The organism is Brevundimonas sp. D3-1P (genome assembly GCF_055809335.1).
Genome location: NZ_CM147908.1, coordinates 2,900,702 through 2,927,393, shown reverse-complemented (window position 1 = coordinate 2,927,393; position 26,692 = coordinate 2,900,702). Strand labels below are relative to the sequence as shown.

Sequence of the window (26,692 nt, the reverse complement as noted above, 5' to 3'; positions counted from 1 at the left end):
ATCAGGGCGGGGGCGCGCGCCAATCGGGGCCCAGCGGCTCCAGCCCTTGGGCCGCCAGTCGGTCCAGCACCCCGTCCGGTTCGGCCAGCAGCCTAAGCGGCGCGATGGCCACGGTGACGCCCGTCTCGGACAGGGCCTGGTCGGCCGCCTGGTTCCAGATGCCGCGCAGCCGTTCGCCCTGGCCCATCACCGACCAGTAGGAACAGGCGCCGACCGCCTGCTCCAGCGGCGAAGCCAGCACCGCCGGAATGCGCCTCAACCGCCAGTTCTCGGCCCGCCGGGCGCCGTCTTCCGGCCCCGCCTCGGCTGCGGTCGTGGCGGCCTCGATACAGTCGAGATAGGCCTGAGGCGGGGTCGTCAGCACCCTGTCGATCATCTCGTCGCCGCGATAGACCCCGACCGGCTCGGCCGCCTTCTTGTTGGCGCGGACGGCGCGCCGCACGATTTCGGAGACGGGCCGCGTCCGGCGGGCGTAGCCGCCATGCTCCATCAACTCCGCCGACAGCATCAGGAAACTTTTGCGGCTGGGACCCTCGCCGGTGATCCGCTCGACCCGCGCCTCCAGTTCCGGCGGCAGATAATCGGCGCTGGTCCGGCCGTCCGGCTGGCGCGTCAGGGTGCGAATGCGCCAGATCAGGCGGCCGACATCCGCCAGCGACGCCTGGCCCTGCACGGGGAACAACACCCGGTCCGCCCGTTCCACCGCCGAGACCAGGGCGTCGGTGCGCCATTCCATGTCGCGCGGCAGGCCTTCGATCGCCCCGACCAGGATCAGCACGCTGTCGCCGCGCCGCACCTCCCACATCGGCCCCTCGATGCGGCGGGCGGTGACGACGATGTCCTCGACCGCGTCCGAAGCCGCCGGCTCCTGCGCCGCCGCCGCCACGCCCGGCAGGACCAGAGCCGCAACCAACGACAAGATCAAGAAAGAAGAGCGCGCGTTCATTACAGCGTTATACACGCCTCTACTGTCATGAATGTAATGAAATCCCTGTAATGATGTCGCCGATTTAATCCACCTTGCCGCCTTGTAACTGGAGATGACGCAGGCGGATCGGCACACCTCTCGCCAACACACCGAGGGGAAGACCAATGACAAGAACCCTGCTGCTGGCCAGCACCGCCCTGCTCCTGACCGCCGTCCCCGCCTTCGCCGGCGACGGCCCCCAGGTCGCCGAGGCCCCCGTGCCGACCGGCCCGACCAGCCAGGCGCCCCTGGCCGACGCGACCCAGCGGGGCGTGCTGGTCTTCACGCCCGACTTCTTCGCCGCCCAGCGCCCGAACACGGCTCTGGACATGGTCAATCGGGTGCCCGGCTTCTCCATCGACGACGGCTCGGGCGCGCGCGGCTTCGAAGGCGCGGTCGGCAACGTCCTGATCAACAACGCCCGCCCCGCCTCCAAGAACGACGCCGGCTCCAGCGTCCTGAACCGCACCTTGGCCCGCCAGGTCGAGCGGATCGAACTGATCCGGGGCGGCGCGCCGGGCATCGACATGCAGGGCTTTTCCGTGGTGGTGAACGTGATCCTGAAAAAGGAAAGCACCCATCAGTCGATCCTGACCTGGAACACCACCCAGTTCGAGGGCGGCGGCCGCGACCTGCACGGCGGCAGCTATCAGTTCACCGCGCGCAACGGCGAGCGCAGCTGGGGCGTCACCCTGTCCGACGGGATCAGCATGAGCGATTCCAACGGGCCGGGTCACATCGTCCGCCGCAACGCCGCCGGCGCGGTGCTGCGCGACGAACAGACCGACACCGACGGCTATGGCGGGGGCGATTCGATCCGCGGCACCTATGCCGGCCCGCTCGCGGGCGGCAAGATCGACCTGACCGCGCGCTACGGCGTCAACGACTGGCAGGGCTATGACATCAACCGGTCCGCGACCGCCCTGCGGCAAAGCGCGGACGCCGAAGACAGCGACGGCGGCGAGTTCGGCGTCACCTGGGAGCGGCCTTTGAACGCACGCTTCAAGCTGGAAACCCGGCTGATGCACGAGTTCGGCAGTTGGGACGGCGCCTCGACCTACAATGTCGTCGACAACGGCGTGCAGGCCCCGGAACAGATCTTCGACTATTCGGGCAAGAGCTCCGAGACCATCCTGCGCGCCCTGATCCGCCACGAGCGGTCGCCCAAGCTGACCATCGAGACCGGCGGCGAGATCGCCTACAACATGCGCCAGACCGACCAGGCCTATACCGAGGGCGGCGTGGCCATTTCCCTGCCCAGCGCCTCGGTCAAGGTGGAAGAGACGCGCGGAGAGGCCTTTTCCAAGGCGACCTGGCGGCTGCACCCCGATTTGACGCTGGAGGCCGGCCTGCGGCTGGAAGCCTCCACCATCAGCCAGTCCGGCGACGCCGATCAGGAAAAGAGCTTCTTCTTCGCCAAGCCGCGTTTCCTGGCCACCTGGACGCCGATGCCCAACAACCAGCTGCGCCTGCGCTTCGAGCGCGAACTGGGCCAGCTCGATTTCTCGGACTTCGCCGCCTCGGCCGATCTGGAATCCGAGAACGTCTATGGCGGCAACGTCGATCTGGTGCCCGAGCAGCGCTGGATTTCGGAACTGATCTACGAGCGCCGCTTCTGGGGCGAGGGCGTCGTCTCCGTCGGCTATCGCCATGACGAGATCGTCGACGCGATCGACCGCATCCCCTTGACCGGCGGCCTGTCCGCCGTCGGCAACATCGGCGACGGCGCGCTGGACCAGCTGTCGCTCAACATCACCTTGCCGCTGGACAAGTTGGGCATGTCGGGGGGCCGCTTCACCTTCAAGAACGACTGGAACAAGACCGCCGTCACCGATCCCACGACGGGCGAGGAACGCGGCATCTCCGGCGTGCGCCCCACCCAGGCCAACATCGGCCTAGAACAGGACATCGCCAGCTGGAAGCTGCAATGGGGCGTCAACTGGCTGCCCTACCTGGGCCAGCCCAGCTATTCGCCGGACCAGGTCTCGAAATGGCGCGGCTCCGACTATTTCGAACTTTTCGCCGAGTACAAGCCGACCCCGACCCTGTCGATCCGCGGCCAGCTGAACCTGTGGGACGACTTCACCCAGACCCGCACGGTCTTCGCCGACCGCCAGAGCCGCGCGGTCGCCTTCACCGAGGACAGCACCATCGACCCGCGCACCTTCGCCTCGATCCGGGTGCGCAAGACCTTCTGACCGACGCTTCGGAGCCGAGAAAAAGGGCGGCGTCCGCGCGGACGCCGCCCTTTCTTCTGCTCGATCCGTTCGGGATCAGCCGGCGGTGGAGGTCCGGGGCGCGGCGACGTTGCCGTCCTCCTGGCCGCGATCGGTCAGCGCCGGACCGGGATGGTCGTCGCCGTTGTTGGCCCCATGCGACCAGCCCTTGATGAAGAAGCTGACGACGATGAAGGCGACGCCGATGCCCATGCCCCACAGGCCCAGCATATTGAACACCTCGAGCGAGGTGCGCAGCGCCAGGCCGGGGTTCAGCACCTGGCCGCCCACGGTCTCGGTTCCCGCCAGGCCGGCGATCCAGCCGCCGACGTATTGGGCGATGGAGCTGGCCAGGAACCAGACCGCCATCATGAAGCTGACCACCTTGGCCATCGACAGTTTGGTGATCTCCGACAGGCCCACCGGCGACAGGAACAGCTCGCCCGTCGTGTGGAACAGATAGAGCAGGCCCAGCAGCAGCAGCGGCATCTGGAAGGCAGAGTCGGCCATGCCGGCGCCCCACACCACCACCATGAAGCCCAGGCCCACCTGCAGCAGGCCAAGGCCGAACTTCATCGTCGGATTGGGGTCCAGTTTGCGCTTGGCCAGGAAGGCCCATAGCGCCGCCATGATCGGCGCGAAGATCAGGATGAAGCCCGCGTTGAACGACTGGGTCTGGGCGGCCGTGATGGTCGCGTCGATCCACAGACCGCTGGGCGTCAGGCCCGCCGCGGCCAACTGCGCGGGCGTGCCCACCGTCATGCCCAGGAACTGGAAGGCGTGCGGCGTGATGGACAGGTCCACGTTGCGGTCGGCGAACAGGTTCAGCGAGGTGCCGGCCTGTTCGAACAGGGTGAAGAAGACCACCGAGCCGAAGATCAGCACCAGGGCCAGCATCATCCGTTCGCGCTGGGCCTTGCTCTCGCAGACCTTGACGATGACGTAGAGGATGAACAACAGCGAGGCGACGGTGGCGGCGCCCAGCACCCAGCCGACCAGGGCGTTGCGCTGAACCATGAACCAGACCACGCCGACGCCCAGGATGCTGGCCAGATAGATCGACCATTCGCGGTTGATCGGCCCCAGCACGGGCTTCTTCAGATCGGCGCCGACCGGCGGTTCGCCCTTGCCCTGCAGCAGGGGCTTGCCCAGCACGAAGACGACCCAGCCCAGCGCCATGCCGACCCCGGCCAGGCCGAAGCCCGCCCACCAGCCGACGGTCTGGCCCAGCAGGCCGCAAAGGACGGCGGCCCAGAAGGCGCCCAGGTTGATGCCGTAGTAATACAGGGTGAAGCCGGAATCGCGTCGCGGATCGCCCTGCGGATACAGTTGGCCGACGATGGTGGAGATGTTGGGCTTCAGGAAGCCCACCCCCATGATGATCAGCGACACCGCCAGGTAGAAGACGTTCACCCCCGCCATGTCGCGGGTCGTCTCGATCCTGTAGTCGGCGGTCGGGATGACGGCCGGCAGGGTCGAGGTCGCGGGCAGGCCCTGGATGGCCAGGCCGTTCTCGGCGGGTTCGAACTTGTATTTCTGGCCGTCGACGACGATGGCGACATCGCGGGCCGCGCCGCGCCCTTCGGCGTCGATCTGATAGGTCTGGCCGGCATAGGTCAGGGTTTCCGTCGCCGGACGCCCCTCGAAGGCCATCATGCCGTGACCGGCGACCAGCAACAGGGCGCCGAAGGCCACGGCCTTGCGCGTGCCGATGAAGCGGTCGGCCATGATGCCGCCCAGCAGCGGCAACAGATAGACCAGCGAGGTGTAGGAGCCGTAGGTCGATCCCGCCGTCGCGTCGTCGAACAGGAAGTGCTGCGTCAGGAAGAAGATCAGGATGCCGCGCATGCCGTAGTAGGAGAACCGCTCCCACATCTCGGCGAAGAACAGGATGATCAGTCCGCGCGGGTGGTTCTTGAAGATCTGCATCATGACCGGCACGCCGGTCGCGAAGGTTATGATCAGCCCGAGGGCGACGACGATATTCATCCCGTCACCCCGCGTCCAAGCCCGTCAACCCGGCGCGCAAGTCGCGCGGCCCCCATGTCCGTCCTGATCAACGGCTCGCTCCCAACTGCTGCGCCCTCTCCGACGCACGAAAGGCGCATAAGCAGCACGGCCGGGAAATCCGAACAAGTGTTAAGGCCGTCGTGGGACAGCGTGCCGCGAGCGTCCGCCGGGACATGCAACCTATGATGATCATCCCTGGCGCCTGTCGTGCAATCGTCTTGGGCGAACACGGCGCCGGTTTCATTATGGGAAGGACCGTCCGATGGCTGTTCGGCCGATCATCCGATCCGATCACGACGACCTGAACCGGCTTCACCGCGAGGTGGGGTGGCCCGAGCGATCGGCCGCGGGCTGGCGCTGGCTGGAAAGCCATCCGGGACGCGCGGACATCGGGGCGCCCGCCGGCTGGGTCATCCCCGACGCCGACGACCGGCCGGCCGCCATGCTGGGCAACTTCGTCCAGCGGTTCCGCCACGGCCCGCGCGTCCTGCATGGCGCGACCGGCTTCTCGATCATCGTGCCGCCCCGCCTCAAGGGCGCCAGCCGCCCCCTGATCCGCGCCTTCCTGAAACAGCCCGGACTGTTCGCCCGCTATACGTTCAACGCCAATGCGCGATCGGCGCCGCTTTACGGCCTGTTCGGTCTGAAGCCGTGGCCGGAGCAGACCCATGCGTTGAAGCTGTCCTGGACCGCCGACCGTCTGGCCTGCGCCCAGGGGCGGGCGTTGCGGATGCTGCTGGGCCGCACCTCGGCCGAGACGGCGGCGCGGCTGGGCGAACGGCTGATGAACCCCAGGGTGTTCGGCCGCGCCGAACTGGCGCTGCCGGACGGCGTCGCCATCCTGCGCGACCTGTCGGACGCCTCGCCCTACGCCGCCTTCTGGACGCGCCTTCGCCAGGAGGACCGGCTGCTGGCGGATCGCAGTCCGGCCAGCCTGCGATGGCGGCTGTCGGATCCGGACCTGACCCTGGCGCCCCTGCTGCTGGCCTGCGTGCGCGGCGGCGACGTCGTCGGCGTGGCCATGGGGCAGATGACCAAGACCAGCCTGATCGAGCCGCCCTGCCTGGACATCGTCGATCTGGTCGCGCTGGAGACCGCGCAGGACGCCCTGCCCCTTCTGACGCGCGCCCTGATCGACAACGCGCGCAGCCTGGGCGCGGCCAAGGTGCGGCTGCAGATGACCACGCCGCGACTGCTGGCGGCGCTCGGCGATCTGGCGGGGACGGCGCGACGCGAGGGCGGCTGGGGGCACTGTCACGCCATCGTCGACGATCCGGCGCTGGCGGCCGCCTGGGCGCCGACGCCCTTCGACGGCGACTACGGCCTCTGCGCGCGCAATCCGCCCGCGCCCCACGCGCGTCGCCGCGTCGCCGCCGTCCGGCCCGCGTCGCGCGGGCGGGCGGCCAAGGCCTGATCAGCCGTTCGGCCGAGCCTTCAGTTCGTCGCGAATCTCGGCCAGCAGGGCCTCGGTCGCCGTCGGGGCGGCGGGCGTCGGATCGGGCTTCGCCGCTTCCTGACGACGCAGGACGTTGATGCCCTTGACCACTAGAAACACCACCCAGGCCACGATCAGGAACTGGATCACGGTGTTCAGGAAGGCGCCGTACTGGATGGAGACCTTCTCGACCGCCTCGGTCGCCGGGTTCTCGGCCCGCAGCACCCACTCCAGCTTCGAGAAGTCGATCCCGCCGGTCAACAGCCCGATGGGCGGCATCACCACCTGATCGACCAGGCTTTTGACGATGCCGTTGAACGCGGCGCCGATGATCACGCCGACCGCCAGGTCGACGACATTGCCCTTGACCGCGAACTCGCGGAATTCAGAGATCAGGCTCATGGATTCGTCTCGCTCTCGGGGGTTGGGCGGGGTCAGGCGTCGCCCGAAGCGTTCAGGCGCTCGCGCAGCTCCTTGCCGCTCTTGAAGAAGGGCACCGCCTTGGCCGGCACCTCGACCGCCTCGCCCGTGCGGGGATTGCGGCCCGCCCGCGCCGGGCGCGCCCGCACCGACAGGGCGCCGAAGCCGCGCAGTTCGACCCGCCCCCCGTCGGACAAGGCCGTGGTCATGGTGTTCAGGATGGCGTTGACCAGCCGCTCCACCTCCGCATGGGTCAGGTGGGTGTTCTCCATCGCCAGCTTTTCGATCAGCTCGGACTTGATCATCGGCGTCCCCGGTCAGGTCGTGAAGACGGGCCGCCTCGCCCGCCTCGGTCCAGATGCGGCACCCTAACCTCCGACCGGCGTTCTAAAAAGCCCTTATCCGCCAGGGAGACGGCGCGGACGCCGGAAATACGTCCGACAGCGGACACAGGGCCGTATCGGACAGAAAAAAGGGCGGCGGGATCGCGCCCGCCGCCCTTCGTCCCTGGCCGTGAGGCCGGGATTAGTCCTTGGAGCCCGCGTTCTTCAGCGCGGCGCCCAGGATGTCGCCCAGCGAAGCGCCCGAATCGGACGATCCGAACTGCTCGATGGCTTCCTGTTCGTCCTTCATCTCCAGCGCCTTGATCGACACCGAAATGCGGCGAGAGGCCTTGTCGACGGCGGTGATCATGGCGTCGACGCGGTCGCCGACGGCGAAGCGTTCCGGACGTTGCTCGTTGCGGTCGCGCGACAGGTCCGACTTGCGAACGAAGGCCGTGACCGGCGCGTCGTCCTCGCCGAACTTGACCTCGATGCCGCCCGACTCGATCGCCGTCACGGTGACGGTGATCTGCTGGCCGCGACGATAGGTGTCGCCCTCGCCGATCGGATCGCCGCCCAGCTGCTTGATGCCCAGCGAGACGCGCTCCTTCTCGACGTCGACGTCCAGGACCTTGGCCTTGACCATCTCGCCCTTGCGGTAGCGCTGGATGGCTTCCTCGCCCGACACCGACCAGTCCAGGTCGGACAGGTGGACCATGCCGTCGATGTCGTTGTCCAGGCCGATGAACAGGCCGAATTCGGTGGCGTTCTTGACCTCGCCCTCGACCGTCGAACCGATGGGGTGGTTGGCGACGAAGGCGTCCCACGGATTGTCCTGGGCCTGCTTCAGGCCCAGCGAGATGCGGCGCTTGGAGGCGTCGACATCCAGAACCACGACGTCGACTTCCTGCGAGGTCGAGACGATCTTGCCGGGGTGGACGTTCTTCTTGGTCCAGGACATTTCCGAGACGTGCACCAGGCCCTCGACCCCGGCTTCCAGCTCCACGAAGGCGCCGTAGTCGGTGATGTTGGTGATGCGGCCCGTGTATTTGGCGCCGACCGGATATTTGGCTTCCACGCCGTCCCAGGGGTCCGACTGCAGTTGCTTCATGCCCAGCGAGATGCGCTGGGTGTCCGGGTTGATCTTGACGATCTGGACCTTGACGGTGTCGCCGACGGCGAGGACTTGCGACGGGTGCGAGACGCGCTTCCACGACATGTCGGTGACGTGCAGCAGGCCGTCGATGCCGCCCAGGTCGACGAACGCGCCGTAGTCGGTGATGTTCTTGACCACGCCTTCGCGGACTTCGCCCTCTTGCAGCTGGCCGACCAGCTCGGTGCGCTGTTCGGCGCGGGCTTCTTCCAGGATGGCGCGGCGCGAGACGACGATGTTGCCGCGCGGACGGTCCATCTTCAGGATGGCGAAGGGCTGTTCCTTGCCCATCAGCGGGCCGACGTCGCGCACCGGGCGGATGTCGACCTGCGAGCCGGGCAGGAAGGCCGAGGCGCCGCCCAGATCGACGGTGAAGCCGCCCTTGACGCGGCCGACGATGGCGCCGTTGACCGGCTGGCCTTCGGCGAACACCACTTCCAGACGGGTCCAGGCTTCTTCGCGACGGGCCTTGTCGCGGCTGATGACGGCTTCGCCCAGGGCGTTCTCGACGCGCTCCAGGTAGACCTCGACGTTGTCGCCGACCTTGGGCAGCTTGCCGTCTTCGCCCTGGCCGAATTCGCGCATGGCGATGCGGCCTTCGGTCTTCAGACCGACGTCGATGATGACGATGTCTTTTTCGATGCCGACGACGCGGCCGTGGACGACCTGGCCTTCGCCGAAGTCGCGGCCCTGGAGCTGTTCGTCGAGCAGGGCGGCGAAATCGTCGCGGGTGGGGGTGAGGGTGTCAGTCATGGAGCGGTGAAGCTTCCTGTAGGGGCTATGGCGCGTGACCGGACGGTCCTCGCGCGGGGTGAAACCAAGGGATAGGCAGGTCATCAGGATGCGAGGGCGTTCAGAACGACCAGGACGCCCGCGGAAGCCGAGGGTCGGCGCGTTGGATTTGCGATGGCGGCCTCAAAGACCGTGTTTCGCGCGCGCCGCCTCGACGATACGGCGGGCCGCATCGAAGGCGGCCTCTATACCCATGTCGGTCGTATCCAGCAAGACCGCGTCTTCGGCCTGGGCCATCGGCGCGGCCCCGCGCCCGGCGTCGCGGTCGTCGCGCCGCTTGATATCGGCCAGCATGTCCTCGAACGATATGCCGATCCCGCGCGCGGTCAACTGTTTCCAGCGCCGCGCGGCGCGCACGTCCGGGGCGGCGGTGACGAACAGCTTGGCCTGGGCGTCCGGCGCGATCACCGTGCCGATGTCGCGCCCGTCCAGCACCGCGCCTCCCGCCTGGGCCGCGAACCTTTGCTGCAAGTCCAGCAGGGCCGCGCGGACGCCGGGATGCCCGGCGACGCGGCTGGCCGCCTCGCCCGCCTCGCCCGTGGTCAGGCCGGGGTCGTCGGACAGGCCCGACGCATCCAGCCCGCGCGCCGCCTCGGTCGCCGCCGCCTCGTCGTCCAGCGACCGGCCCTGCGCCAGCAGCCGCGCGCCCACGGCCCGGTACAGCAGCCCCGTGTCCAGATGCGGCAGGCCATAGGTCCGGGCCAGCCGCGCGGCGATGGTGCCCTTGCCCGAGGCGGCCGGGCCGTCGACGGCGATGATCAAGCTCATGCGATCCGTCCGCCCAGGCCGTTCATCATCTCCACGAAGCCGGGAAAGCTGGTGGCGATCATGCCCGGCTCGTCGACCGACACCGGCTGTTCGGCGGCCAGGCCCAGAACCAGATGGCTCATGGCGATCCGGTGGTCGTGGGCGGTGTGGACGGTCGCGCCGCCCCTCACCGGGCCGCCCGTCACGACGAAGCCCTCCGGCTCCTCCTCGACCTGGACGCCGCAGGCGCGAAGCCCTGCGACCATCAGGGCGATCCGATCGCTTTCCTTGACCCGCATCTCGCCCACGCCGCGCATGACGGTCGCGCCGTCCGCAAAGGCCGCCGTCGCCGCCAGGATCGGATATTCGTCGATCATGGAGGCCGCCCGCGCCTCGGGCGCCACCACGCCCCTCAGGGCGGAATGGCGGGCGGTGATGTCGCCCACGTCCTCGCCCCCGGCCTGACGCCGGTTCGTGATCGTCAGATCGGCGCCCATCTCGATCCAGGTGTCGAACAGGCCGGTGCGCAAGGGGTTCAGCATCACCCCCTCGACCGTCACCGCCGAACCCGGCGTGATCAGCGCCGCCGCCAGCGGAAAGGCGGCGGACGACGGATCGCCGGGCACGGCGACGACCGTCCCCGTCAGGGCCTGCCCGCCCTCGAGCGTGACCGTCCAGCCCTCGCCCCGGTCCTGCACCCGCACCTCGGCGCCGAAGGCGCGCAGCATCCTTTCGGTGTGATCTCGGCTCTTTTCCGGCTCGACCACCGTGGTCGCGCCTTCCGCGTTCAAGCCCGCCAGCAGGATGGCCGACTTGACCTGGGCCGAGGCGACCGTCTGCACATAGTCGATAGCCCTCAGCCCCCCGCCGGTCAGGGCGACCGGCAGCCGGTCCTCGGCCGTCGGCCAGCCGAACCGCGCGCCCATTTCGGCCAGGGGCCCCGTCACCCGCTTCATCGGCCGCTTTCTCAGCGAGGCGTCGCCGTCGAAGGTCGCCGTCAGAGGATAGCCGGCCGCCGCTCCCATCAGCAGCCGCACGCCGGTGCCGGCGTTGCCGCAGTCGATCACGGCCTGAGGGGTCGTGAACCCGCCCGCCCCCTCGATCCGCCATGTCCCCTCCCCGGTGCGCTGGACCTTGGCGCCGAACGCCTCGACCGCCCGGGCGGTGGCCAGGACGTCGTCGCCCTCCAGCAGACCCTCGACCTCGGTGGTCCCCGAGGCCATTCCGCCCAGGATCATCGCCCGGTGCGACATCGACTTGTCGCCGGGCGCGCGGACCTGTCCCGCCAGGGCGGAGGAACGGCTTGCGGTCAGTTGGGAAGGCATATTCACCCGCTTCAGGCTGCATTGGCGAAAGGGCCGCGCGGGCGGCGCGAAAGATCGCTTTTGACAGCGGCCCTAAGGGGTGGCAAGGGACCGCCCCGAATTCAACCCGTTGAAAGCATCCAACCGTGGCCAATCCCGAACTGGGCGCCAAGCAGGTCTGCCCCAACTGCCAGGCGAAATTCTACGACCTGAACCGCCGCCCGGCCCATTGCCCCAAATGCGGCGCGGACTTCGATCCCGAAGAAGCGCTGAAGCTGCGCAGCCGTCGCGCGCGTCCCGGCTATCCGGCCGACGACGAGGACACGGAAGATCAGGTCAAGGCCAAGTCGGCGGACGCCGACGACGAGGAGGAGGATGGCGAAGCCTCCACCCCCGAGATCGACGAGGAAGGCCACGAGCCGATCCTGACCCCCGACGACGACGACGATTCCCCCGCCGACGCCTCGGAAGAGCCGGGCATGGGATCGACGGACGGCGACGACGACGATCTGCTGGCCGACGACGATGACGATTCCGTGCCCTTCATCGAGGACGAGGACGACGACTCCATCGACGACGAGATCGCCAAGCCGTCGCGCGACGACGACTGATTTCCCGTTGCGCCCGCCGCGTTTCCCGATAGGAGAGGCGCGGCGGGACGGCCGTCATTTCAGCCGTTCGGGTTTGAAAAACCTGCGTATTTTCACTGTTGGGAACGCGGTGAAAATAAATCTCGAAACGGGCTTGATCGCAGAAAAGCCCTGACATAGTTTCCGCCGCCTCGCCGGGGGCCATCGCAAGATGAACCGGGCGGACCAGACCGACAGGTCCGGGGCTTTAGCTCAGTTGGTAGAGCGCTTGCATGGCATGCAAGAGGTCAGCGGTTCGACTCCGCTAAGCTCCACCAATCAGTCTCCCCCTTTCACCGGCCAGCCGGGGAAGGGGGAGACTGGCCACTCTTTTCAGACAGTTAGACGGTTAACCCGGACGCCAATCCCGCCGTGGAGAGGATTCCCGCGCGGTTTGGTCGGCTGTTCCCCGCCCCATTCTCCAGGCCCACATTTCCACTTCCGGGTTTGGCCGCCGGTGTTCGCGGAGAAAGGTTAGCCCGAACCGGGCCGCCGCCGGAGGACCGGCGGCGGGATTTAAGTCTCCGATCGTGAGGAAGGGTCGGGTCTAGCCGACCGCGCCGATGGCCATGAACAGCCTGCGCTGCTCGTTCCAGTCCATCGGGAAGGGGCGGGCGATCAAGGCGCCGAGTGACAGGGCCTGGGGCTGACGCCCCGCGACGATCTGCTCCACCAGGTCCGGCGCCATGTAGGCCAGGGGCAGGATCTGGCCGAGATAACGAACACAGAGATTCTCGGCCTTGGCCAGTTGGGCGGTCGATCCATGACGACCGGTCCTGAGGTCGGCCGTCCATCGCCTGGCCATGGCGACGGCCCTGACCAGGGCGCGATCGATCCGATTGGCCGCCGTTGGGGATTGTCCTTCCGCCTCGATCAGTACGGCGTTGTGCCGATGCTTCAGCCGCACGGGCAGGATCCATTCCGTCTCGCCATCGGCTCGCTCCTGTCGTTCAGCGCCCTGGATCATCCGGTCTCTGGGAATCGACCCCTTGGCCGTCAGGATACGAACCTGCGTCTCGCCGAGGGTGACCCTGGTTACGGCGCTCCTCAGTCGCTGGTCGGGATCGGCGTCCAGCCTCCAGGCTGGATCGAGCGCCGGTAGGATCCCGTTGGCGACAAAGGCCTCGATCACCCCGGCGGCGATTCGACCGACGCTGCCGACCTCGTCCTTCCTTCCATTTTCCAGGGCGACCGAGGAGTAAAACCGGTAACGCTGGCCAGCCTTGCCCTTGGTGTGGACCGGCCGCATCGTATGACCCCGGTCATCCTTCAGGATGCCGCAGAGTAGGCCGCTGGTTCCCCGGGCGCGATCCTCGGCGAGTGATTGGCTGCGCCGCGTCAAAGCCGCGTTCACAGCCTCCCAGGTCTCGGGAGGCACGATCGCCTCGTGCGCCCCCTCGACCAGCTTCTCCTTGTGCCTGAGCGCGCCCTTGTAGACGGGGTTCATCAGGATCAGCCGCAAGGCGCCGGGACTGATCACCGCCCCGCCCCGAACCTTGCCGGCCTTGGTCGTCCGGAGCTTGGATCGAACGCCCTGTCGCTTCAGTTCGGCCTGCAGTTCCAGGACCGAGCGCAGTTCGAGGTATCTCTCGAAGATCATCCTGACCGTGGGCGCCTCATCGGCGTTCGGGATCAGCCTGTGGTCCACGCCATCGTATCCCAGCGGCGGCGGCCCGCCCATCCACATGCCCTTGGCCTTGGACGCCGCGATCTTGTCCCGGATACGCTCCGCCGTGACCTCCCGTTCGAACTGGGCGAAGGACAGCAGCACGTTCAGCGTCAGGCGCCCCATGCTGTTGGTGGTGTTGAAGGCTTGGGTCACCGAGACGAAGCTGACGCCCCTGGTGTCGAAGGCCTCCACCATCTTGGCGAAGTCCGGCAGCGACCGGGTCAGGCGGTCCACCTTGTAGACCACCACGATGTCGATCTCGCCCTTGGCGATGTCGGCCATGAGTTGCTTCAGCCCCGGCCGCTCCATGCTGCCGCCGGAATAGCCGCCATCGTCATATTCCCTGGGTAGGGCCTGCCAGCCCTCGCCGGCCTGGGACAGGACATAGGCCTCGCAGGCCTCCCGCTGGGCGTGCAGGCTGTTGAAGCCCTGTTCCAGCCCCTCCTCGGTGGATTTACGGGTGTAGATGGCGCAGCGGAGGGCTTTCATGGCCGCCCCGCTTTCCTCTGACCGAAGAAGGCCGGTCCGTTCCACTTGGTGCCGGTGATGGCGAAGGCGACCTGACTGAGGGAGGCGAAATCCCGACCCCGGTAGTTGAAGCCTTCCTCCTTCACCCAGACCTCATGGCGTTCGCCTCGCCAGTCCTTCACGAAGCAGCTGCCGGGTTTGATCCTCGGAGCTTGGGACGGCTGGTAAGCCTCGTCCTCGGCGAACCGCTCGGCCAGCTTGGCCAGGCGCTGTTCCATCGTCCGGGACAGGCCACCCTCGCGGGCGACCTGTTCGCGATAGGCGATTTCCCGCGCCATCAGATCGCGGGATCGGAGCTTGGGTGGGGCGGTCATGAACTTCTCCCGCCACTCCGCCCGCAAGCCTTCCAGGGTCACTGTGTCTTCCGTCATCAGGCGGCCCTGATGCGATAGACGGTCAGGCCCTCGACCTTCTCGGTCGCGACCGTCAGGCCCAACTTCTTGCGAATCTGCCCGGCGATGGCGCCGCGCACGCTGTGGGCCTGCCAGCCGGTCGCCGCCATGATCTGAGCCGCCGTCGCGCCTTCGGGGCGGCGCAGAAGCGCGACCACCTGGCTGATCTTGCTGACGCGCGCGGGCTTCAATGCAGCTTCGCCAGCGGGTTTCACATTGTTCTCGTTCATCATTTCTCTCCATCCGCACCGTTGCGGTGGAGCGACCAACGCTTCCTTCCGCCGCCAAGTCCAATGGAAGAATGAGAAATCTCAGCCTTCGGATTCTGTCCGCCGGAGGAGTTCCAGGGCACGGGCTAATATGGCCGTCTCATCCGCGAGCGCCGCCACATCTGGCAGGGCGTCCATCACGTCGGAGGCCGTGGCCAGGTCCCCCGCCTGCTCCAGCCGCGTCCAGATCGCCGACAGCATGAGGTCTTCCAAATGCCGGGATCGGGGGTTCTCGTCTTCACTCTTGGTCATGGCCTCCACACGGCTTCCTTCGGTCAGGAAGTCGAGGGCGAGCCGCAGGGAAAGACGGGTTGGCGCCACCATCGGAAATTGGTGTCGCGATGCGAACCGGACCTTCAGACCGCGCTGTTGCCCATTAACCGGTGTAATCACCCCGGCGCTCTTCCTCCTGACGCAGGGTCTGCAGCGCGACCTTGTTCGATGTCGCCACAAATCGTTCGAAGAACCTCGCGCGACTCTGATCAACCGAGTCGTCCGGCGGTGGCGCCTCCGCCTTCAGAAAGGACCGAAGCAGCCGCCGAATGCTTGTGCCGTCGCGCTGGTCATGACGACGCAGCAATATCTCACGCGCCGCTTCTGACCCTGTTTCTTCCGCAAGTCGATTCGGCGCAAAAACCGGCGCTCGCCGTTCCGCGCTTCGCGCAATCAGGATCGTCCGAACGCACCACAACACTCTCTTGGCAAGTAGGGCTGAATTCAGATCATCCCCGAAATGCACCAAATACCAGCCGAGATCCGCCGCCCGTTGGATATCGTCTTGGTAACTCGCGCGAAAACTAAACGCCTGCTGGAGCTGCAGAAGATACCCGTCTGGATCGACGAGCGGCTTGGCTTCGTGAACGAGGTGGCAGACAAAAAGATCGCCCGTACGGGCGTCGTTTTCCAACTGGCGCCACGGATAGATGAAGAGCGAGAGATGCCCGGCTGACACATGGCGGGTCTCGTCTTCGAGATTGATCATCAACAGGTCGGTGTCGGAGCCCCCCGCGTGATCGGCACGCGCGAGGCTCCCGAACAATAGGGTGGCCGCTATCGCCATGACGGGCGAGTGACTGGTAGTTGGCGATCAGGCGTTCGTCGTTCTGCCATAGCGGTCAGTTCACCTGGGCCGCGCGAGCCAGCGCTTCGATCGACATTTGACGCGCCGAGGCCCGCGCTTGAGTTACCTCGTCTCGATTCAACAACACGATTTGTTGTTTTTCAGGTTTGAGAACGCCTGGCTCGACGTCGAGATTATACTCGCTCATCAAATAAAAGCTGAGGCTCAATCGACAAGGCCGCAACAGCCGACCGTCCGTCATGCCGTGCTCCGACGCCACAGCCGCTTGGCGCTCCGGTGACAGGTCTGGGTTGGGCCTGATGTCGAGGTTGATTTGATGCGCCCACTCGAAATCTAGGGTCGGGTCGATCATCGCAGGCCGCTGATCGCTGACGGTTTGGATCCGATTGAGATTGTAGTCCCGGAAATCATTGTGATCCTTCGACCAGGACCGGATGTACCAGCGCCCAGCGCTGTGGGCGAGCGCATGGGGAGCGATGGTCCTCGAGGGTTGCACTGAGCCGGTCAGGGAGGCGTAGGCGATATCGATTTCCTGTCGCTTGCGGATCGCGTCGAGCACGCGCAAGAGCACCGCCGGGTCCGTCGGGCGGCGTCCCAAGGTGACGACCTCCACCGGGGGTATGGTGTCGAACCAGGTGTCGTCCGGACGCACCCAGCGATTTTCAATCGCCACCAGCTGCAGCAGATAGCGCTCGATGGTGTCGCCGATGAAGGCTGGCGCGAAGGCCTTGGTGCGCGTGTAAGCCTTCTCGCCGCGATCATAGTGCAGATTGGCCGGCGCGATCTTCTCATATTGAGCGATATCGCCTGAGGCCTGCTGAGGCGAAATGCCGAAGGTGGCGGACAGGTCGCTCCGGTTGAACCGACCGTCCCAAAACAGCCGAAAATCGATGAACTCGAGCCTCCGACGCACGCCCCATCGCAGCCGCTCGCCGTCATTGTCCACAAAGAACTCTCCTACAAACTCGATTTTTCTGCCCATCTCACATCCAGTTACTTGACGCATGAGGGTACCATTCCCACATCTTATGGATGGACGGCGGCGGTAGCAACTTCGTCACAGCGGCGCGGATTGATGATGATTGAAAACAGCGAACAACAACAGAGACTTGGCCAACCCTACCGGGTACTGAGCCTAGATGGCGGCGGGATGCGGGGCATCTACACCGCCGCCTTTCTCGCGCGTCTCACCGACCAGTTCGCCAGAATCAGGGGTGAGAAGGCCCTCGATCTCGGCCGGGGGTTCGATCTGATCACCGGAACCAGCACCGGCGCGATCGTCGGTTGCGCGCTCGCGGTCGGTCGGCCGATGACCGAGGTGGTGACGCTCTACCGCGAACACGGCCCCAAGATCTTCCCGCACCGCATCGCGGGCAAACGCAGTGCGATCTACCGCGCCAGTCAGGGCGGCCGCTTCGTGCGCGAGGGTGATAAGGCGCTGCGCGAGGCTCTGCACGGCGTCCTCGACGATGTGACGATGCTGGACGTCTTCGAGGGGCGCGGGATTTCCCTCGCCGTCCCGACTGTGCTGATGAGCGAGCACCGGGCCTGGGTGTTCAAGAAGACGCCGAAGAGCGGGGTGCGTGATGATCGCTATGCGCTGGTGGACGTCTGCATGGCGACCAGCGCGGCGCCCATCTACCGTTCCCTGGCCGCCATCACTGACCCGAACGCGCCTGACGGACCCAAGCAGGTCTTCGCCGATGGTGGCCTGTGGGCCAACAATCCGATCATGGTGGGGCTCGTCGATGCGCTGACGGTTGCGCCGCCGGACCGCCCGATCGAGATCTATTCGCTCGGCACCTGTCCTCGGCCGGAAGGCGAGCATCTCGACGCCGAGAGCGCGCATCGGTCCATGCTCGACTGGTCTCTTGGCGCCGACGTCGCGCCGCTCAGTATCGCGGCGCAGGAGTTCGCCTTCGACCATATGGCGCGGCTTCTGACCAACGCCATCAGCAACTGCGGACGCTCGATCCGCCGGGTGCGGTTTCCCAACAAGCCCGTCCCCGCGAGCATGATGCCGTATCTCGCGCTCGACGACACCCGTCCCGAGGCGATGGATCGTCTTGTCGGTCAGGCCCACACCGACGCCGACCTGACCAAGAGCGCCTGCGACGATCCCAACAGCGAGGACGGCCGCATGATCTGCCGCCTCATGCATGACCTGCCGGCGATGCCGGCGACCGGCGCGGTCTGGACCCGCTCCGCCACCGACAACCAGAAAGGATAGGTGATGTTCGATTGTTCCAAAGACGTGCGTGCATATCACGATCAGGACGTGACGCTGCCGAAGACCGAGCAGGACGCCATGCGCGACCGCCGGGACTCCAACCGCAAGCGCCTGCGCGACGGGCTGGCGAAGGCCGGAAAGCCGAAGCCGATCGAGTTCGTCAAGCAGGGCAGCTACGCCATGAAGACGATGTGCCGCGACCCGGACAACGACTACGACATTGATGACGGCGTCTACTTCCACAAGGCCGATCTTGTCGGCGACCGCGGTGCCGAGATGACCACCTTGCAGGCCCGCCAGATGGTGCGAGACGCGGTCGATGACGGCCGGTTCAAGCGCGCCCCGGAGGTCCGCTCGAACTGCGTGCGTGTCTTCTACGAGAAGGGTTACCACGTCGATCTGCCCGTCTATCGGCGCGTGGTGACCGAAACCGCATTCGGCGAGGAGGTGCACTATGAGCTGGCGGCGAGCAGCGGCTGGAAGCGCTCGGACGCCCGCGATGTTTCGGACTGGTATGAAGACGAACGCGCGGCGTCCTCCGACGGGGTCCAGCTGCGCCGCGTCAATCGCGACCTGAAGAAGTTCGCCCGCAGCCGGTATAGCTGGCGCGGTTCGATCCTCAGCGGGTTCGGCATCTCGGTTTTGACGACCGAGAAGTTCCGGGCGAACACCAGCGAGGACCGCGCCCTCTACGACACCATGGTCGCCATCCGCGACCGACTGGACTGGAATCTCCAGGTGGCCCATCCGGTGACTCCCGGCGACTACATCACGAGCGGGCCCGACGACGCCAAAGCGCGCTGCTTTCGCGAGAAGCTGACCGAGGCGATCGACACGCTCGCCCCGCTCTTCGACGCCGACTGTACGCGCGAGAAGGCGCTAAAGTGCTGGGACAAGGTATTCGCCACCACCTTCTTCAGCGAGCGGCTGGAGGAGGAACAGCGCGCCTCCGTGGCCGCGCCGGCCATCATCAGCGCGGCCGCCTTGTTGAGCGCGACGGCGGGGGCGGCGCAGGCGGTGAGCAGCGCCGGCGGAGGTCGCCATGCCTAATGCGGCCCTTTCGCTGAGCTGGCGACAGGCGGCCCTTCGTCTTGAAACGGCGCTGCGCGAGCGTGCAGGCCAGGCGCCCGAGCGACTCGATCCGGCGACCATCGCCAGCGATTATCCCAGTCGCGACTGGATCGTCGCCGCCTGGCGCATCAACGTCCTCTTCTCCGACGGGGTCACGCGGCGCATCGATGTGGTGGCCGGCGCGAATTTCCCGACGACGCCGGTCAGGACCGCGCTGGTCGATCACCCCGAGCCGATGACCTGGCCCCATGTCGAGGGCGACGGCGTTCTGTGCCTCTTGCCGAACTTGGCGGAATGGGATCCTGACGACCCGTCGGAGGTCGCCATGGACCTTCTGAATCGCTCGGTCCGATTGGTTGAAGAGTTGCTGGAGGGCGCTATCGTCGAATGCGATTTCCGCGAGGAGTTCGTCACCTACTGGGGCTACAGGGCCCAGGATCGCGGCCAGACCCTGTTCAGCCTGATCACGCCCGGTCCGCCGTCGCGGCTCGTGCGGGTTTGGCGCGGCAAGGGACTTGAGGTCGTAGGCGAGGACCACGACGCCCTGGCCGAATGGGTGCATCGCCGCTTCGGCGACAAGGTGGCTGTAAAGACCGAGGCGGCCGCCTTCCTGTGGCTCGACCAGCCGCCGCTGCCCGCCGAATATCCGGAGACTGCGGAAGACCTCCACACGCTCGCCGGACGGATCGGCGAGGATACGAAGCAGGTTCTGGAGCAGGCTGCGATCGGCGAGCCCGACGAGGTGCTGGCGCTGCTGGGGGCCGTCGGACGTGGGGGCACCGCGCTGATCGGGGTGAAGGCGCCCAATCCAAAGCAGCGTAAGGGGCGGCCGCGCCCCCCGGCCGAGCCGCTTTCCGTGGGGTTCCGGCCGGGTCAGACGCCGCAGCCGCTCCTGTTGGGGCGCTTCTTCGGCGCCGTCCCGGTTGTTCGGGCCCTCGTGCAGCGCGCCGACGCCGCCTGGGTGCACGGACGCGGCCAGGATCCCCGCACGCGCCGGCTTCTCGGGGCGACGGTCGTGGTGGTCGGCTGCGGCTCGGTAGGAGGCCCGGTCGCCTGCGCTCTCGCCCAGGCGGGCGTCGGGCGCATCGTGCTGGTCGATCCGGAGCCGCTGAGCTGGCCGAACGTCGGACGCCATCCGCTCGGCGCGACCGACGTCGGACGCAATAAGGCCGAAGCCTTGTCCCAGCGCCTCCAAGCCGACTACCCGCATCTGCTCATCGAACATCGCGCCTGCACTCTGCATCACCTGATCTCGCACCACGCCGATCTGCTCGCTGAAGCCAATCTGATCGTCGCGGCGACCGGAAATTGGGTCGCCGAGAGCGCGCTCAACCGCTGGCATCTGCACCAAGGGCGCGTGCGACCCATCCTCTATGGCTGGACCGAAGCCCATGCTTGCGCGGGACACGCCGTCGTCGTCGGTAAAATCGACGGCTGCCTTCAATGCCATATCGGGCGCACCGGCGCCCCGGACCTCACGGTCGTCGAATGGCCGGATGGCGGTGACGCCAATCACGAGGAGCCGGCCTGCGGCGCCCACTATCAGCCTTATGGGCCGGTGGAACTGGCGTATGTGACGGCGATGATCGCCGAGGTCGCGCTCGATTCCATACTGCGTCCCCCGGAACAATCTTTCAGCCGGGTGTTTGTCGCATCGGAGCGACGCATCGCCGCCCTCGGCGGGCGATTGACCGCGGATTGGCAAGCCGCATTCGGCGGAACTGGCGACGGCGTTCGCACGGTCGACCGGCCCTGGTCCGCCTCAGCCTGTAAGGCGTGCGGAGATGCCGCTGAAAATGTGGCTGCTTAATCGCCTTAGTCAGTAGTTCTCTACGGGAGTTTGATTTGGCAACGCGGTCCGAGTTGCGGCCGTTGATGCAGGTGGGATAAGAGCGGCCTGCAAGCAGACCTATCCAACAGCCGCCACTAGGTGCCCATTCCAGTCGCCCTCACTGTCCAGAATCCGCAACCCTGCGTCACAGTCGGACGCACCGCCAGGCACGCCTCCCGGGTCCTGCTGGACTTCCACCGCGAATGACGGTCAGTGGCGGGCGTGGACACCCTTTCTCCAGCCCAGCGCTCCGAGCGCATGTCGCGGGTTCGATCGCGCGACACCAAGCCGGAACTATTGGTGCGCAAGCTGGTCCACGGCATGGGCTATCGATATCGACTTCATCGCAAGGACCTGCCGGGAAAGCCGGACCTGGTGTTCGGGCCCCGCCACAAGGTGATCTTGGTGCACGGCTGCTTCTGGCATGGCCACAACGATCCCAACTGCAAGCTGGCGCGAGCGCCCAAGTCCCGTGTGGAATTCTGGGGGCCAAAGCTCGCCCGGAACCGGGAACGTGACCGCGAGGTGGAACGACGGTTGAACGAATCAGGCTGGGAAGCTCTGATTCTCTGGGAGTGCGAACTGCGTGATCGTGCCGGATTGGAGCAGCGCATGAGGGCTTTCCTCGGATGAGATCGATCGAATTGTTCGCGGGAGCGGGAGGACTTGGCCTGGGCGTGGCCGGGGCCGGATTCGATCACGCGGCGGTGGTCGAGTGGGACCGCTGGGCCTGCGAGACCCTGAAGGACAATAAGCCCTGGCCCGTGACGCAGGGCGACGTGCGCCTGGTGTCCTATGACGGCCTGGGAACCATCGATCTCGTGTCGGGTGGTCCGCCGTGCCAGCCCTTCTCCCTGGGCGGCAAGCACAACGCCCACCTCGACCATCGCGACATGTTCCCCGAGGCCATTCGCGCCGTGAGAGAGCTCCGCCCCAGGGCCTTCGTCTTCGAGAACGTAAAGGGCCTGACGCGCGCGACCTTCCAGAACTATCTGAGCTACATCCGGCTGCAGCTCGCGCATCCCGAGGTTACGGCCCGTCCCGACGAGCCCTGGATCGACCACCTCGGCCGGCTCGAGCGTCACGAGACCAGCGGCTCCAACTCGGGCCTGCGGTATAATGTCGTTCTGCGCCTGCTCAACGCCGCCAACCATGGCGTGCCGCAACGGCGCGAACGGATATTCCTAGTCGGGTTCCGCTCGGACCTCGGCGTCGAATGGCGTTTCCCGGATGAGACCCATTCCTCCGCCGCCCTGGCCTGGTCCCTAACCCACGAGGACGAGTATTTCGACAGGCACCGCATTGGACGCACCGAGCGCCGACTGCTGCGAGACACCCTGCCCGCCATCAAGGGCGAGAAGCCGACCGCACGGCCGTGGCTCACCGTCCGCGATGCCTTCCTCGGCCTGCCGGACCCAGAGCTCGACCCAAGGGGAGCCAAGGGTATCCCCGACCACAGATTCATCCCCGGCGCTCGTTCCTATCCCGGTCATACCGGCAGCCCGCTGGATGCCCCGGCCAAGACCTTGAAGGCCGGCGTCCATGGCGTGCCCGGCGGCGAGAACATGTTGCGCCGTCCCGACGGCTCGATCCGCTACTTCTCGGTGCGCGAGGCCGCCCGGCTCCAGACCTTCCCCGACGACTTCCTGTTCCATGGGTCATGGACGGAGACCATGCGCCAACTTGGTAACGCCGTGCCCGTGCGCCTGGCCGGCATTGTTGCCCGGTCGGTGGCGGATCAGCTACATCGTTCGGATGAGCGCCCTGGTCCCCTACAATCCGCTGGAGAAGCGGCACCTGGCCGAAAGCGTGGCCAACGCCCTCCTGCACAGGCCCATTGAGCCGCTCGCGCCGGTCCAACCCTTCGAGGGTGCCGGCATCTACGCCATCTATTACACCGGCGACTTCCCGGCCTACTCCAAGGTCGCCGACAAGAATCGCGACGGCGCCTTCGCGCTGCCAATCTACATCGGCAAGGCCGATCCGATGGGTGGACGACGGGGCGGCGACTTCGACGCACCGCATGGGCGGGCGCTCTGGAATCGGCTGGCGGATCACGCCAAGTCCGTGGCCCAGGCCGACAATCTGCGATCCGAGGATTTCGCCTGCCGTTTCCTGGCCGTTGACGATGTTTGGATCCGGATGGCCGAGCGAATGCTGATCAGCTGGCATTTCCCGGTGTGGAACCTGGTGGTCGATGGGTTCGGCAATCATGATCCCGGCGGCCGACGCGCCACCCAGTATCGCTCACCCTGGGACGTGCTGCATCCGGGACGCACCTGGGCGGTTAAGCTGGCGGACAGCGGCGTCACGCCGGAGGATATCGCGGCCAAGGTCGCGGGACATCTCGAGACCCGAGAGCGCGCGGAACAGGAGCAAGCGGCGGCGAACGAGGCTTCCGCTCAAGCCTAAGGAAACGCCTCGAGCCTATCGACTGACGGGGATTCAGGCGCGACCATCTGGAGCGAAGGCCATGCGCGGTCGCCCTGGCGCTCCCCCGGGGGCCTTCGCGACGCGTCGGCTGCCTTGTATGTCGGGCATGATCAGCGGGTCGGGGGAAGAAAATGGCGACAGGTGGCAAGCTCGAGAATCTGACCCAGTCAGCCGCTGTCGAGAGAGCGATGGAGGAATTCCGCGTCCTGGGACGTGACGCCTTCATCGAGAAGTACGGCTTCAAACCTTCGCGCGATTTCTTTGTGATCCGTGAGGGACGTGCCTACGACAGCAAGCCCTTAGGCTCAGGACCCATTGATGTGAGGCGTGCGATCTGATTCAGGCTCCTGAGGAGTCTGGATCATGAGTGACCTGTATTGGCTGACGGACGAGCAGATGGCTCGGCTGGAGCCCTTCTTCCCCAAGAGCCACGGCAAGCTGCCCACGACCTACCTCAACGACGTGCGCTTCGATCTGCGTCAGGGCGCCGAGGGCGTCGCCTATATCACCGACAGCAACAACGAGGGGATCGGCGGCATCATCGTCATCGATATCGCAAGCGGGCGGGCGATCCGGCGCCTGTCGAACCATGCGACGACCAACCCCGAGCCCGGCTTCACCCCGGTTGTCGATGGCGCGGTGCTCATGAACCGCCCGGCTGACGGCCCCGCGACGCCGGTCACGATCGCAAGCGACGCGATTGCGCTCAGCGCCGACGGCAGCCTGCTGTATTACGGTCCACTGTCGGGCCGCACGCTGCACGCGGTGCCCACGGCAATGCTGCGCGATCCCGCGGTGTCCGAGGAGGCATTGGGCCGCGCGGTCCGCAGCCTGGGGCGCAAAGGCGCCTCGGACGGGATAGCCGAGGACGACAAGGGCCGCGTGTTCGCCGGCGATTACGAGAACAACGCGATCCGCGTGCTCGACCAGGGCAGCTGGACGACGGTGGTCAGCAACCCGCGCATCAGCTGGCCCGACACGCTGTCGATCGGCACCGATGGCTACCCCTACTTCACCGCCAACCAGCTTCACCGCCAGCCAGGCTTCCACGGCGGGCGGGACTTGCGCCGCAAGCCCTACGAGCTGCTCCGCATCAAGGTGGGCGCGGCTCCCGTCCTGTTGCGCTCGCGGTGATCCCGTCAGGCCGGGCTGGCTCGCGCGGGGCCGCGATCCGGCGAAAAATCAACAACTGACTTAAAGGAATACAGTCATGACCAACGGTATCGAAGGCAAAGTCGTTCTCATTACGGGCGGCAGCACCGGCATCGGCGCGGAAACCGCGCGTCTTCTCGCGCAACGCGGCGCCAAGGTGGCCATCGCCGCGCGGCGCAAGGATAGGCTCGACGAGGTCGTCGCGGACATCGCCGCAAACGGCGGCACGGCACGTAGCTACGCGCTGGACGTGACCGACAAATCGGCGGTCCAGTCCGTCGTCGCCGCAATCATTGCCGACTACGGCCGCCTCGACGTGCTGATCAACAACGCCGGGCTGATGCCGATCCGTCCGATGGCCGAGGTCAACACCGAAGAGTGGGACCAGATGATCGACGTCAATCTGAAGGGTACGCTCTACGGCATCGCGGCGGCCCTTCCCGGCTTTCTCGAGCAGGGCAGCGGCCACATCATCAACCTGAGCTCGGTTGCGGGCATCAAGGTCTTCGCACCGGGCGGCACGGTCTACTCCGGCACCAAGTTCGCCGTCAGCGCAATCAGCGAGGGCTTGCGCCACGAGGTGGGGGAAAAGGTCCGTGTCACGTCGATCGAGCCTGGAGCTGTCGAAAGCGATTTGAAGTTCACGACGTCTGGCACGGCTGCCGAGACGGTGCTCGACTTCTACAAGCAGGCCATCCCGGCGGCATCGGTGGCGCGTGCTATCGCGTTCGCTGTCGAACAACCTGATGACGTCGACGTCAACGCGATCGTCATCCGGCCGACCGCACAGCAGTTCTAATTTCGATGAGGAGGCGGGGCCGCGTGTGCTCTGCCTCATGGGGAACGTGCCGGCCGGCTCGTCCGTTACTCCGCCGAATGATATCTGTCCGTTTAACTTGAGGAGTCGATAATGCCCAAACTCGCGCTGTACGTGCCATTGAAGGCCAAACCCGGTAAAGAGAGCGATGTCGCCAATTTCCTGACCTCGGCATTGCCGCTCGTCCAAGCCGAGCCGGGCACTCTGACCTGGTATGCGATCGAGGAAGGTCCCGGTGCGTACGCGATCTTCGATACGTTCGACACAGAGGAGGATCGGCAGGCCCATCTTGACGGCAAGGTTGCCGCCGCACTGATGGACAAGGCAGAAGAATTGTTTTCTGAACCGCCGCAGATTCACAAGTTCACCCTGCTGGCCGCGAAGTAGCGGAGCGGTCATTACCTTAGCGCGTCGCTCTCATCGCCGCGTCCGGGGGAACTCGGGCGCGGCGGCGTGCATTGAACGGCTTTCCCCGAACTGCCACGGAGACACGCCATGCGCACCACCCAGACGCTCGACCTGAACGACGCGCGTACGATCATCGATGCGGGGATCGCGGAGGCCGAGCGGATCGGCAATCCGATGAACATCGCGGTGGTGGACGCGGGCGGCTGCCTCCTAGCGTTCGCGCGGATGGACGATGCGTGGCGCGGCAGCGTCGACATCGCGATCGGCAAGGCGTGGACGGCGCGCGCGTTCGACGTCGAGACCAAGGCGCTGGCGAAGCTCGCCCAGCCGGGCGCCGACTTCTACGGCATCCATGCCTCCAACGACGGCAAGGTGATGATCTTCGCCGGGGGCGTGCCGATCAAGGAGGGCGAGACGGTGATCGGCGCGGTGGGCGTGTCGGGCGGCACCGGCAAGCAGGACCAGGGCGTGGCCGAGGCGGCGGCGCAGGTGTTAGCGCGCGGCTGAGCCTTGGAGCGCGGTGCCGGGCGCGACGGACGGGCTCAGTCGACGGCGGCGGGCCCGTGCGCCAGGCGCGCCTCCCGCGCGGCGCTGGTCGTCTCCGTTTGGCACTTCATTCGGCCGTTCTGGCCCGGTCATTCAGAAAGCTGCGGTGAATCAATCCCAGGACGGCCCTACGGGACGGAACCTCTCAGGTAGCAGAAGGTTCAGTAAACTGAGATCACTTCGAAGGGTGCGATGTCCTCCGCCGTTGCGATAGACCGGATCATCACCAAGCTCTCGATTTGATGACGCGTTGAGAAGAGCTGCGAAAG

The 26,692-nt window shown here is 66.5% G+C and carries 27 protein-coding genes and 1 tRNA gene; 15 read left to right on the top strand and 13 right to left on the bottom strand.

Annotation, left to right across the window (positions count from 1 at the left end):
- Position 1 precedes the first annotated feature (1 nt).
- Complete coding sequence (locus AC0L6G_RS14805; RefSeq protein WP_473252539.1) at positions 2-913, bottom strand: TraB/GumN family protein; 912 nt, start codon at positions 911-913, stop codon at positions 2-4.
- A gap of 179 nt (positions 914-1,092) precedes the next feature.
- On the opposite strand from AC0L6G_RS14805, the gene AC0L6G_RS14800 reads away from it, so the two are divergent.
- Positions 1,093-3,165: a TonB-dependent receptor plug domain-containing protein gene (locus AC0L6G_RS14800; RefSeq protein ID WP_293828438.1), complete on the top strand. Its 2,073-nt coding sequence runs from the start codon at positions 1,093-1,095 to the stop codon at positions 3,163-3,165.
- 75 nt (positions 3,166-3,240) lie between these two features.
- Here the strand turns inward: AC0L6G_RS14800 and AC0L6G_RS14795 are convergent, their stop codons facing one another.
- Positions 3,241-5,172: a peptide MFS transporter gene (locus AC0L6G_RS14795; RefSeq protein WP_293828439.1), complete on the bottom strand. Its 1,932-nt coding sequence runs from the start codon at positions 5,170-5,172 to the stop codon at positions 3,241-3,243.
- Between the two features lie 283 nt (positions 5,173-5,455).
- On the opposite strand from AC0L6G_RS14795, the gene AC0L6G_RS14790 reads away from it, so the two are divergent.
- A complete protein-coding gene (locus tag AC0L6G_RS14790; RefSeq protein ID WP_473252538.1) occupies positions 5,456-6,607 on the top strand; it encodes an N-acetyltransferase in 1,152 nt (383 codons plus the stop codon).
- Here the strand turns inward: AC0L6G_RS14790 and mscL are convergent, their stop codons facing one another.
- The 5 genes from mscL to aroA form a co-directional block, all read right to left on the bottom strand.
- Entirely contained in the window at positions 6,608-7,030 is a 423-nt protein-coding gene (gene mscL / locus AC0L6G_RS14785; RefSeq protein WP_473252537.1) for a large-conductance mechanosensitive channel protein MscL, read from the bottom strand.
- Positions 7,031-7,062: 32 nt separating this feature from the next.
- Positions 7,063-7,353 (bottom strand): integration host factor subunit beta, encoded by a 291-nt coding sequence (locus AC0L6G_RS14780; protein ID WP_291540503.1) that lies wholly within the window; start codon positions 7,351-7,353, stop codon positions 7,063-7,065.
- A 220-nt stretch (positions 7,354-7,573) separates the two neighbouring features.
- Positions 7,574-9,277, bottom strand: coding sequence for a 30S ribosomal protein S1 (rpsA, locus tag AC0L6G_RS14775; protein ID WP_314187360.1), 1,704 nt, complete (start codon positions 9,275-9,277; stop codon positions 7,574-7,576).
- A 162-nt stretch (positions 9,278-9,439) separates the two neighbouring features.
- The gene (gene cmk / locus AC0L6G_RS14770) at positions 9,440-10,084 is read right to left on the bottom strand and encodes a (d)CMP kinase (protein ID WP_291539925.1); all 645 of its coding nucleotides are present in this window, start codon (positions 10,082-10,084) and stop codon (positions 9,440-9,442) included.
- Positions 10,081-11,388 carry a 3-phosphoshikimate 1-carboxyvinyltransferase gene (aroA, locus tag AC0L6G_RS14765; protein ID WP_473252536.1) on the bottom strand — a complete coding sequence of 436 codons (1,308 nt, stop codon included), beginning with the start codon at positions 11,386-11,388 and terminating at the stop codon, positions 10,081-10,083. The genes cmk and aroA overlap by 4 nt, the downstream gene beginning before the upstream one ends.
- Positions 11,389-11,513: 125 nt before the next feature.
- Here aroA and AC0L6G_RS14760 point away from each other — a divergent pair, with 125 nt between their 5' ends.
- On the top strand, positions 11,514-11,978 hold the full coding sequence (locus AC0L6G_RS14760) for a TIGR02300 family protein (protein WP_473252535.1): 465 nt from the start codon (positions 11,514-11,516) through the stop codon (positions 11,976-11,978).
- Positions 11,979-12,198: 220 nt separating this feature from the next.
- Positions 12,199-12,274, top strand: a tRNA-Ala gene (locus AC0L6G_RS14755).
- A 269-nt stretch (positions 12,275-12,543) separates the two neighbouring features.
- On the opposite strand, the gene AC0L6G_RS14750 is transcribed toward AC0L6G_RS14755, so the two are convergent.
- From AC0L6G_RS14750 to AC0L6G_RS14725, 6 genes are all read right to left on the bottom strand, one after another.
- The gene (locus AC0L6G_RS14750; protein WP_017504359.1) at positions 12,544-14,154 is read right to left on the bottom strand and encodes a recombinase family protein; all 1,611 of its coding nucleotides are present in this window, start codon (positions 14,152-14,154) and stop codon (positions 12,544-12,546) included.
- Entirely contained in the window at positions 14,151-14,564 is a 414-nt protein-coding gene (locus tag AC0L6G_RS14745; RefSeq protein ID WP_017504358.1) for a DUF2924 domain-containing protein, read from the bottom strand. The genes AC0L6G_RS14750 and AC0L6G_RS14745 overlap by 4 nt, the downstream gene beginning before the upstream one ends.
- On the bottom strand, positions 14,564-14,815 hold the full coding sequence (locus AC0L6G_RS14740; protein ID WP_234287969.1) for a DUF3489 domain-containing protein: 252 nt from the start codon (positions 14,813-14,815) through the stop codon (positions 14,564-14,566). The genes AC0L6G_RS14745 and AC0L6G_RS14740 overlap by 1 nt, the downstream gene beginning before the upstream one ends.
- An 81-nt stretch (positions 14,816-14,896) precedes the next feature.
- A complete protein-coding gene (locus tag AC0L6G_RS14735) occupies positions 14,897-15,247 on the bottom strand; it encodes a hypothetical protein (protein WP_200216358.1) in 351 nt (116 codons plus the stop codon).
- On the bottom strand, positions 15,231-15,836 hold the full coding sequence (locus AC0L6G_RS14730; protein WP_155965882.1) for a hypothetical protein: 606 nt from the start codon (positions 15,834-15,836) through the stop codon (positions 15,231-15,233). The genes AC0L6G_RS14735 and AC0L6G_RS14730 overlap by 17 nt, the downstream gene beginning before the upstream one ends.
- Positions 15,837-15,969: 133 nt before the next feature.
- Positions 15,970-16,917: a helix-turn-helix transcriptional regulator gene (locus AC0L6G_RS14725; RefSeq protein ID WP_473252534.1), complete on the bottom strand. Its 948-nt coding sequence runs from the start codon at positions 16,915-16,917 to the stop codon at positions 15,970-15,972.
- Positions 16,918-17,010: 93 nt separating this feature from the next.
- On the opposite strand from AC0L6G_RS14725, the gene AC0L6G_RS14720 reads away from it, so the two are divergent.
- The 11 genes from AC0L6G_RS14720 (at position 17,011) to AC0L6G_RS14670 (ending at position 26,384) form a co-directional block, all read left to right on the top strand.
- Complete coding sequence (locus tag AC0L6G_RS14720; RefSeq protein ID WP_200216360.1) at positions 17,011-18,165, top strand: patatin-like phospholipase family protein; 1,155 nt, start codon at positions 17,011-17,013, stop codon at positions 18,163-18,165.
- A gap of 3 nt (positions 18,166-18,168) precedes the next feature.
- Positions 18,169-19,215, top strand: coding sequence for a cyclic GMP-AMP synthase DncV-like nucleotidyltransferase (locus AC0L6G_RS14715; RefSeq protein WP_017504352.1), 1,047 nt, complete (start codon positions 18,169-18,171; stop codon positions 19,213-19,215).
- Positions 19,208-21,046, top strand: a complete 1,839-nt coding sequence (locus AC0L6G_RS14710; RefSeq protein WP_473252533.1) for a ThiF family adenylyltransferase — start codon at positions 19,208-19,210, stop codon at positions 21,044-21,046. Before AC0L6G_RS14715 ends, AC0L6G_RS14710 begins: the two co-directional genes overlap by 8 nt.
- Positions 21,047-21,289: 243 nt before the next feature.
- Positions 21,290-21,700: a very short patch repair endonuclease gene (locus tag AC0L6G_RS14705; RefSeq protein ID WP_081600460.1), complete on the top strand. Its 411-nt coding sequence runs from the start codon at positions 21,290-21,292 to the stop codon at positions 21,698-21,700.
- A gap of 44 nt (positions 21,701-21,744) precedes the next feature.
- The gene (locus AC0L6G_RS14700) at positions 21,745-22,908 is read left to right on the top strand and encodes a DNA cytosine methyltransferase (protein ID WP_313014914.1); all 1,164 of its coding nucleotides are present in this window, start codon (positions 21,745-21,747) and stop codon (positions 22,906-22,908) included.
- Positions 22,823-23,479, top strand: a complete 657-nt coding sequence (locus AC0L6G_RS14695) for an Eco29kI family restriction endonuclease (RefSeq protein WP_017504348.1) — start codon at positions 22,823-22,825, stop codon at positions 23,477-23,479. The genes AC0L6G_RS14700 and AC0L6G_RS14695 overlap by 86 nt, the downstream gene beginning before the upstream one ends.
- 152 nt (positions 23,480-23,631) lie before the next feature.
- A complete protein-coding gene (locus tag AC0L6G_RS14690; protein ID WP_017504347.1) occupies positions 23,632-23,838 on the top strand; it encodes a ScoMcrA-related endonuclease in 207 nt (68 codons plus the stop codon).
- Positions 23,839-23,863: 25 nt separating this feature from the next.
- The gene (locus AC0L6G_RS14685) at positions 23,864-24,634 is read left to right on the top strand and encodes an L-dopachrome tautomerase-related protein (RefSeq protein WP_017504346.1); all 771 of its coding nucleotides are present in this window, start codon (positions 23,864-23,866) and stop codon (positions 24,632-24,634) included.
- A gap of 76 nt (positions 24,635-24,710) precedes the next feature.
- Positions 24,711-25,451 (top strand): SDR family oxidoreductase, encoded by a 741-nt coding sequence (locus AC0L6G_RS14680; protein ID WP_017504345.1) that lies wholly within the window; start codon positions 24,711-24,713, stop codon positions 25,449-25,451.
- A gap of 111 nt (positions 25,452-25,562) precedes the next feature.
- Positions 25,563-25,856 (top strand): putative quinol monooxygenase, encoded by a 294-nt coding sequence (locus tag AC0L6G_RS14675; RefSeq protein ID WP_017504344.1) that lies wholly within the window; start codon positions 25,563-25,565, stop codon positions 25,854-25,856.
- Positions 25,857-25,964: 108 nt separating this feature from the next.
- Entirely contained in the window at positions 25,965-26,384 is a 420-nt protein-coding gene (locus AC0L6G_RS14670) for a GlcG/HbpS family heme-binding protein (RefSeq protein WP_017504343.1), read from the top strand.
- The last annotated feature ends 308 nt before the right edge of the window (positions 26,385-26,692 follow it).